The following is a 1,002-nucleotide window of genomic DNA, read 5'->3' as shown; positions in this document are numbered from 1 at the left end:
GGACCATGTTCATCGACGCCTACAACTTCGGTCGCAGGCTCACAGCGTTGGAAGGTCTGACACCGTACGAATTTATCTGCGAACAGTGGACATCCGAACCCGAGCGGTTCAAGGTCAACCCGATCCACCTAATGCCGGGACTGAACACCTTAGTTCACCCAGCTATTTGCAGTACGTAACAAGGCGCTGATCGACCGCGCCCTGTCGCCTGGCGGGAGGGCGCTTGCGTTTGGGCCAGACGCTGGGCGTTGGTGCAACGCTTAGTCGTGCTTCCAGGATGTGGGAACCGGATTGGACACGGTGTTTTTCTCCAGCGTGTAGGTTCCGTTCTGCTGCGCGATTGCTTCGCCGGTGTCGACGATGGCGTTCTGGATGAAGACATTCTGCTTGTCGCCGCGCACGAAGGTCAGCTGATGAAACGCGGTCTTGTTGCCCCAGTCTTCCGAGGGCAGGGAGATGAAACGGATCGTGTAGGTCTGGTCGTCGAACGTCCCCTGCATAACATAGACGCCGTAATGGTTTTCGCCTTGCGAAATGATCTTGTACATGCCGTTGCTGAAATAATAGATTTCCGCATCGGGGAACGGCTTCTTCTCGTACATCTTGTTGTAGTGAAGCACCTGCTTGAAGGTCGGTGCTCCGAAACTCACCGACAGCGTCTTGCCATCGTGGGATGTCGTCAGTCCGTCCGCATGAGCGCTCATGCTGGCCATCATTAGCAGACTGGTGAAGAGAGTTGCCTTCACTGCATTGCTCCGGGGTCTAGTTGAATTCTTCCTGCTTATAGCAGGGCGGCCGCTACCCGGTGGTTACTGAAGTCGGATGCGAACGCATCACTTCGGATCCTGCGACGTTGTTGCTCGCGGCGTTTGCCATTAAGGATGGTCTGATCAACGCGACCGGAAAACGAAGCAACCGCATCCGCCGCGCTGAGGGCGCTCAAATCGCCGATTTTTTGCCGGTTTCGGCCGTTTGCGGGGTGTTGCCTGGGTTACAGGCACA

The 1,002-nt window shown here is 56.3% G+C and carries 2 protein-coding genes; one reads left to right on the top strand and one right to left on the bottom strand.

What is annotated here, in order from left to right; genetic code table 11:
* Positions 1–260: 260 nt before the first annotated feature.
* Entirely contained in the window at positions 261–746 is a 486-nt protein-coding gene (locus NX05_RS12425; protein ID WP_026112236.1) for a hypothetical protein, read from the bottom strand.
* 59 nt (positions 747–805) lie between these two features.
* Here NX05_RS12425 and NX05_RS24550 point away from each other — a divergent pair.
* Positions 806–1,002 (top strand): hypothetical protein (locus tag NX05_RS24550; RefSeq protein WP_216746015.1); only part of this gene is annotated, 197 nt, incomplete at its 3' end.

Origin of the sequence: Xanthomonas vasicola, assembly GCF_000772705.2 — a bacterium.
GTDB classification, from domain to species: domain Bacteria; phylum Pseudomonadota; class Gammaproteobacteria; order Xanthomonadales; family Xanthomonadaceae; genus Xanthomonas; species Xanthomonas vasicola.
Note: the sequence above shows the minus strand (reverse complement) of the source record. Positions and strands in the feature narration are given on the sequence as shown.